6 protein-coding genes are annotated in these 7,157 nt (G+C 73.0%); 4 read left to right on the top strand and 2 right to left on the bottom strand.

The window, feature by feature from the left end; translation table 11 throughout:
• Positions 1-245 precede the first annotated feature (245 nt).
• Genes DLJ58_RS01120 through DLJ58_RS34825 form a run of 4 tightly spaced genes read left to right on the top strand, consistent with a single transcriptional unit; the run spans position 246 to position 5,010 of the window.
• A complete protein-coding gene (locus DLJ58_RS01120) occupies positions 246-1,880 on the top strand; it encodes a ferric reductase-like transmembrane domain-containing protein (RefSeq protein ID WP_244218732.1) in 1,635 nt (544 codons plus the stop codon).
• Positions 1,880-3,343, top strand: coding sequence for an NADH-quinone oxidoreductase subunit NuoF family protein (locus DLJ58_RS01115; protein WP_208740771.1), 1,464 nt, complete (start codon positions 1,880-1,882; stop codon positions 3,341-3,343). The genes DLJ58_RS01120 and DLJ58_RS01115 overlap by 1 nt, the downstream gene beginning before the upstream one ends.
• A gap of 51 nt (positions 3,344-3,394) precedes the next feature.
• Positions 3,395-4,102 (top strand): TlpA family protein disulfide reductase, encoded by a 708-nt coding sequence (locus DLJ58_RS01110; RefSeq protein ID WP_244218731.1) that lies wholly within the window; start codon positions 3,395-3,397, stop codon positions 4,100-4,102.
• A complete protein-coding gene (locus DLJ58_RS34825; RefSeq protein WP_124853443.1) occupies positions 4,099-5,010 on the top strand; it encodes a cytochrome c biogenesis CcdA family protein in 912 nt (303 codons plus the stop codon). The genes DLJ58_RS01110 and DLJ58_RS34825 overlap by 4 nt, the downstream gene beginning before the upstream one ends.
• A gap of 15 nt (positions 5,011-5,025) precedes the next feature.
• Here the strand turns inward: DLJ58_RS34825 and serS are convergent, their stop codons facing one another.
• Positions 5,026-6,309, bottom strand: a complete 1,284-nt coding sequence (serS, locus tag DLJ58_RS01100; protein ID WP_124853442.1) for a serine--tRNA ligase — start codon at positions 6,307-6,309, stop codon at positions 5,026-5,028.
• 97 nt (positions 6,310-6,406) lie between these two features.
• On the bottom strand, positions 6,407-7,157 hold a 751-nt coding region (locus DLJ58_RS01095), incomplete at its 5' end, for a DNA polymerase III subunit beta (RefSeq protein WP_124853441.1).

Below are 7,157 nucleotides of genomic sequence, written 5' to 3'. Positions count from 1 at the left end.
GCCAGGGGTGGGGGAGTGCCGGGTTGCCGGAATTTTGCAAGCCTGGCTGAAATTTGCTGAAAGGTTACAAGCGTGTTGCGGCGACTGTCAATGCATGGACATTCGTCGCTGTTCTGATTGGTGAGTGGAAGCGGGTGGAACGCACGGCCGCGCCCCTCGGTTCGATTTCGGCCCAGAAATTTCCTTCGGCGGGTGATCCGCGCGCCCCGCCGGTCCGTACTGGATGGGGGAGCAGGGGTCGGCCGGTGGTGCGCCGCCGCGAGACGATCGAGGAGCAGATGGCCCGGGCACAGCAGGACAAGAAGGCGGCGACGGTCCGGACCAGCGCCAGCAGTCGGGGGGTGCGCGCCCCGTCACGGTCGGCGAGCGCCCTGCTGATCGCGTCGGTGCTCGCCGCGCTCTGGGCGGCGATCATGCTGACCGGCGTCGGTCAGACGGCGTACGCGTACGGCTTCTTCTTCACCGAGTTCTTCGCCGGTGTGGTCTCCCTGGTGGCGTTGAGCCTCACCGTGATGCTCGGCCTGCTCGCCACCGACCGACTGGTGCTGCGCATCCCGCACCGGGTGCTGATGCAGTCGGCGCACCGGGCCACCGGCGTGCTGGGCGTGGCCGGCCTCGGCTTCCACGTCCTCACCAAGGTCGCCACCGGGCGAGCGGCGGCGACCGACGCGCTGGTGCCGTTCGTCGGCGGCCGAGGGCTCTACATCGGACTCGGCACGGTGGCGGCGCTGCTGATGGTCAGCGTGATCTGGACCGGCATCATCCGCGCACGCTTCGCCGGCGTCGGTCCGAAGTGGGTGTGGCGGGCCATGCACTCCGTCGCGTACCTCGCCTGGCCCTTCGCTGTGCTGCACGGCCTCAACGCCGGTCGGGCCGCAGCGCCCTGGGTGGCGTTCAGCTACCTGGGCTGCATCCTGCTGGTGGTGCTGGCCCTGCTGGTCCGGTTCTCGGTCAGCATCGGTCGGCGCAGCCGCGAGCAGCACCAGGCAGCGGTGCGCAACGCGGTGATGGTCGGCCGGGCCGAGGAGGCCAAGACCGCCAGGTCGCTGCTGGCCGGGTTGGGTCGGCGCCCGAAGGCCGCCGACAAGCGTCCCGCCTGGGCGGACACCACCACCGCCACCTGGGCCGCGCCGGCCGCGCGGCGCGACCCGGAACGGTTCACCGTTCCGGTGGTGCCCGAGCCCGGTTCCCTCGTCGAGCCGGCCCGGCCGAGCCGCCGTCGGCGGGAGGAGGAGCCGGCCGCCCGCCGCGACACCGAACGGTCCTCGCGCGGCCGACGTGCCGAGGAGGAGTCGACGACCCGCCGGTCGGCCCGCCGCAGCGTGGAGGAGACCGACATCCGTCGACGGGACGAGGAGGAGGCCGAGCCGGCGACCCGGCGGCGCACCTCGCGTACCCGCGACGAGGCCGTGCCGACCGGCCGGCGACGCGCCGACGAGCAGACCGCTGAGCGGTCCCGTCGCCGGTCCCGCAGCGAGGACGACGGCAGCCGTTACTCGGCGCCGCCGCGGTCGACCCGCGACGAGGCCGAGGAGCCGTGGGACAGTCCACGCCGGTGGCAGGCCGACGAGCCCATCTCCGTCGAGCCGATCTCGGCCGGCCCGGTCTCCGGCAGCCCGATCTCGTCGGCGCCGCGCAGCGGCAGCGGCCGGCACAGCGTCGAGGACGACCTGCCCGAGGAGCCGGACTACTGGCGTCCACCGGCCCGGTACGTGCCGGACGAGGTGGCGCCGCCCGTCGACGACACCCCGACCCTTGTCGACCTGGCGTCCCGCCGCGCCAAGCGGGCAGCCGGCGAGGGCAAGTCCAAGCGCCGCAAGGCCAGCGCCGACGCGGTGGACGGGGCGTACTGGGCCGGGCTGCGGGGTGAGGCGAAGTGATGCGGACCGCCGTGCCACCTGTCGCCTGTGTGGGTGAACCCCGGCTCACCGCCGGCTTCGCCGAGTACGGCCGGCTCGACCTGCGCGCGCACGAGGAGGTGCACGGACCGATCGGCCCGATGGAGCCCGCGCAGCTGCTCCAGCTCGCCGAGGGCATGCAGCTCAAGGGCAAGGGCGGGGCGGGGTTCCCGTTCGCCCGCAAGATGCGCGCGGTGCTGGAGTCCTGCGAGCGGCAGGACCTGGCCGCCGTGGTGGTGGTCAACGCCACCGAGGGGGAGCCGGCCAGCTGGAAGGACAAGGTCCTGCTGACCCGCGCCCCGCACCTGATCCTGGACGGCGCGGCGTTGGCCGCGTACGCGCTGGACGCCGACGAGATCGTGATCGGCGTGGCGGACGACGGGGTCGGCCGTGACTCACTGATGGACGCGCTCGACGAGCGCCGGATGCCGGTGCAGACGACGATCGTCACAGTGCCGCACCGGTTCATCTCCGGCGAGGGTGGCGCACTCGTCAACGGGATCAACGGGCTGCCGCACATCCCGCCGGGCACCAAGAAGCGCTCCAGCGACTCCGGTGTCAGCGGCCTGCCCACCCTGCTGTCCAACGCCGAGACGTTTTCCCAGCTCGCCATCGGTGCCCGACTGGGCCCGTACGAGTACGCGGCGCTCGGCACCGACGACGAGCCGGGCACCGTGCTGCTCACCGTGACCGGCGCGGCGGGCCGCCCGGCGGTGGTGGAGTGCACCGCCGGCATGCCGCTGCGCGACGTCCTCGACCTGTGCGAGGTGCCGGACGTCCAGGGCATCCTGATGGGCGGCTACCACGGCAAGTGGATCACCCCGGAGGCGGCGGAGAAGGCCGAGGTCTCCCGCAAGGGCCTGGCCGCCGTCGGCGGCACCCTCGGCGCGGGCATCATCGTCCCGCTCGGCGTCGACACCTGCCCGCTCGGTGAGGCCGCCCAGGTGGTGCGCTACCTGGCCGGCGAGTCCGCCGGCCAGTGCGGGCCGTGCAAGATGGGCCTGCCGGACCTGGCCCGCGCGGTGGACCTGGCCGTCGCCGGCAGCCAACCGGCGGACGTGGTGCGCGCCGCCGCCGGCGAGGTGAAGGGCCGGGGCGCGTGCAGTCACCCCGACGGCACCGCCCGGTTCGCGCTCTCCGCGATCGAGGTCTTCGCCGAGGACCTGCGGCTGCACAGCACCGGCGACGGCTGTGGCCGACGGGTCAAGGGCTCGATGGGGCTGCCGGGCGCACCCGACGCGAATCCGCAGAAGCTCACCCTGGACTGGTCCCGCTGCGACGGGCACGGCCTCTGCGCGCACGTCGTACCGGACTTCATCCGGCTCGACGCGAACGGATATCCCGCCTTCCCGGCCACCCCCGTGCCGACCTGGCTGCGCGAGGGCGCGTTGAAGGCGGTCAAGGTCTGCCCGGAGTTGGCTCTCCGACTCGCCAAGGCCGAATAGCGAAGCGTCAGGCCCAGCATGGGTCCCTTCCGGACCGGAACGGAGAAGCGGATGCGGATCAGCATGGCGTGGACAGGGGCCCGGCAGCTTCGCCGCTGGACAGGGGCCGGGCAGCTTCGCCGCTGGACAGCGGCCGGGCAGCTTCGCCCCTGGACAGGGGCCGGGCAGCTTCGCCGTGCCGCCACCGCCGGGGCGCTCGTGGTGGCCCTGTTCGGTGTTGCCGCCTGTACCGGCACCGCGCCGGGTGGGCCCGCCGCCACCGGATCGGCCCCGGCCTCGACCGATGCGCCGTCCGCCCCGACCGGTGCCCCGCCCACCCCGACCGGCGGGCCACCCGCCGCTCCGGCGCAGGTTCCGGCCGTGCTGCGCTTCACCGGGACCACGCTCGGTGGGGCCGCGTTCGACGCGGCACAGCTCGCCGGCAAACCGGTGGTGCTGTGGTTCTGGGCGCCGTGGTGCGCCACCTGTGCCAGCCAGGCCTGGACGGTGGCCGAGATCGAACCCCGGTACCGGGACACCGTGCCGATCGTCGGCGTCGCCGGGCTGGGCGAGCGGAAGGCCATGAAGGAGTTCGTCACCGAGTTCGACCTCGGCGCGACGCCCCAGATCGAGGACACCAAGGGCGCGCTCTGGAAGCGGTTCAAGGTGACCGAGCAGAGCATCTTCGTGATCATCGACCGGAACGGCGCGGTCGTCCACCACGGTTTCCTCGACGGTGAGGCGCTCACCGCCAAGGTCGCCGCACTGGCCGGGGCGTGACCGCCGCACTGCTGCTCGCGCTGACCGCCGGCATGCTCGGCGCGGTCAACCCGTGCGGCTTCGCGTTGCTGCCCGCGTACCTCTCGCTGTTGGTCGCCGGGAAGTCGGACACCCGCGGCGCGGTCGGCCGCGCGCTCACCGCGGCGGCCGGGCTGACAGTGGGGTACGTGCTGGTGTTCGGCGCGTTCGGCCTGGCGCTCGCGCCGCTGGCCGGCTGGTTGCGGCCCCGGCTGCCGTGGCTGACCGTGACGCTCGGCGTGTTGCTGGTGGTGGCCGGCTGCTGGTTGCTCGCCGGTCGGCGGCTGCCCGCCCCCGGCTGGTCCGCCCGGGCACCCCGGCTGACCCGGTCCTGGCCGTCGATGGCGCTGTTCGGAGCGGCGTACGCGCTGGCGTCACTCGGCTGCGCCATCGCGCCGTTCCTGGCCATCGTGGTGACCAGCCTCCAGGCCGGCTCGACCGGTCAGGGGTTGGCGCTGTTCGGTGCGTACGCCCTCGGGATGGGTCTGGTGGTCGCGGTCGCCGCACTCGGGGTGGCGCTGCTGCGCGACGGCCTGGTGGCCCGGCTGCGCGTCGCGGGTGCGCTGGTGCCCCGCCTCAGTGGCCTGATGCTGCTGGTCACCGGCGGCTACGTCGCCTGGTACGGCTGGTACGAGCTACGCCTGGCCGCCGGCCGTCGCGACGCCCTGCGCGACCCGATAATCCAAGCCGCGTCCCAGCTGCAACACACGGTGGCCGACGCCCTGGACGCCATCGGCCCGGCACTGCTCGTAGCCGCCCTGGCGGCCCTCCTGCTGACCGCAGCCCTGACCAGACGCCCCCGCCGCCCCCGCGATCTTGCAGTTGCTGTTGCGACGAAAGACGCAGACCCCCGCATTGCGGGAACCGAAACTGCAAGATCGACAGGGTGAGGCGAGAGGCCGAGGTCAGCGGGGGGTCAGACGGTCGGTGCCGAGGCGGTCCTGGAGGACCTTGGGGACCAGGACGCTGCCGTCGGCCTGCTGGTACTGCTCCAGGATGGCCGGGAAGAGCCGACTGGTGGCCAGCGCCGACCCGTTGAGGGTGTGCACGAAGCGCGTCTGCTTGCCACCCGGCTCGCGGTAACGGATCGCCGCCCGACGAGCCTGGTAGTCGCCGGCCCAGGAGACCGACGACACCTCCTTGTACTTGCCGGTGCTCGGCATCCACACCTCGATGTCGAGGGTCTTCTTCATCGAGGCGCTGGCGTCACCGGCCGAGAGCAGCGTGCGCTGGTAGTGCAGACCCAGCCCCTCGACCAGGCTCTCGGCGTGGGCGAGCATCTCCTCCAGCGCAGCGTCGGCCTGCTCCGGCAGGGTGAACTGGAAGATCTCCACCTTGTTGAACTGGTGCCCCCGCACCGTGCCGCGCTCGTCCGAGTGCGAGCCGGCCGACTCCCGCCGGTAGCACGGGGTGTACGCGAACGCCTTCAGCGGCAGCTTCGGGGTCTCCAGGATCTCGTCCTGGTACGCGCCGAGGATCGCCGTCTCCGACGTGGGCAGCAGGAACTGGCCACGCGGGGCGGACGCCGAGTCCAGGTGGTAGACGTCGTCGTAGAACTTGGGGAACTGCCCGGCGGCGAAGCCGGCCGAATCCAGCAGCAGGTGCGGCGGGAGCAGGAACTCGTAACCGGCCTTGATGTGCTGGTCGACGAAGTAGTTGAGAAGCGCCCACTCCAGCCGGGCGCCAACCCCGGTGTACATCCAGAAACCGGACCCGCCGAGCTTGACCCCGCGCTCGTAGTCGACCAGGCCCAACGCGCGACTCAGCTCCACGTGGTCGCGGACCTTCTCGATCACCGGCGGCTCGCCGAAGGTCTTCACCACCCGGTTGGCTTCCTTGCCGCCGGCCACCACGTCGTCGCTGGGCAGGTTGGGCAGCTCACTCATCGCGTCGCGCAGCCGGGCCTGCACCTCGTCCAGCTGGGACTCCAGCTCGGCGAGCTGCTTACGCTCCGCCTCCGGCGCGGCGGCCTGCGGCTCCTCGCCGGCCCGCTTCGCCTGCGCGTACGCCCGGGCCTCGGCCTTGCGGCGCTGCCGCTCAGCGTCGATCTCCGTGATCAGGGCGCGGCGTTCCTGGTCGAGCCGCTGGATCTCGTCCAGGGCCCGGGTGACCTCGGCGGGATCCAGGCGCTTCGCCAGCGCGGTCGCCACCGCCTCGCGATCCTTCCGGATCAACTCCATGTCGAGCATGCTGCTCCGTACGCCTCCGTCCGGGGTTCACAGGTGAACCACCAGATGCTACCGTCGCGGGCTTTTCCTCCCCGGACGGGGAGTGCTGGCCGCCGACTCAGAGCCGGATCGGCATGAGCACCGAGTAGGTGTCCGCGTCGTCCGGTCGGCGTACGGCCAGCGGGGCGATCGGCCCATCCAGCTCCAGGACCAGTTGCGGGGCGCCGGCCGCGTTCAGCGCGTCCAGCAGGTAACCACCGTCCACCCCGACCCGCAGCGCGTCGGTGCCCAGGTCGGCGGCGGGAAGCAGCCGCAGCTCGCCCTGGTCGTCGACGCCGAGCACTGTGACCTCCCGGGTCGTGCCGTCGTGGTCGAGGGCGACAGTGGGGGCCGCCGGGTCGGCCAGCGCGGCGCGCAGCGCGGCCACGTCCACCGGGACCCGGCGCGCGGTCGGCCGCTCACCGACGGACTTGCGCAGCAGCCGGTGGTAGTCCGGGAAGTCGTACGGCAGGGCGGCACCGGTCAGCGTGCGGTCGGCCACCCGCACCCGCAGGTCCATGCCCGCCACTGTCAGCCGTACCGGCCAGGGGTCGGCGGTGTCGAGCAGTGGCCGGAGCTCATCGACGAGAGCCACCGGCAGGAACACCCGCACCGGCGGCCCGTCGACGTCGGCACCGGCCCGAGCCAGCGCGAGCCGGTACCGGTCGGTGGCGACGAGCCGGACGCCGTCGGACTCCACGTCGAACAGCACGCCGGCCAGCATCGGCAGCTCCGGGTCGACGCCGACGGCGAAGCGCACCGCGTCGAGCGCCGCGGCCCGGGCGGCGGGGGTGACCAGGCGTGTGGGGGCGGTCGGCGGGGCGGGGTCG

The sequence above is a fragment of the Micromonospora arida genome (assembly GCF_003857035.1).
In the GTDB taxonomy this organism is placed as follows: Bacteria; Actinomycetota; Actinomycetes; order Mycobacteriales; family Micromonosporaceae; genus Micromonospora; species Micromonospora arida.
The sequence above is the reverse complement of the archived record's forward strand: the minus strand, read 5'-3'. Positions and strand labels throughout refer to the sequence as shown.

Coding starts and splice junctions, on each gene's coding strand:
- serS (WP_124853442.1), bottom strand. CDS start 6,309: ATGCTCGACATGGAGTTGATCCGGAAGGATCGCGAGGCGGTGGCGACC.
- DLJ58_RS01115 (WP_208740771.1), top strand. CDS start 1,880: ATGCGGACCGCCGTGCCACCTGTCGCCTGTGTGGGTGAACCCCGGCTC.
- DLJ58_RS01110 (WP_244218731.1), top strand. CDS start 3,395: ATGCGGATCAGCATGGCGTGGACAGGGGCCCGGCAGCTTCGCCGCTGG.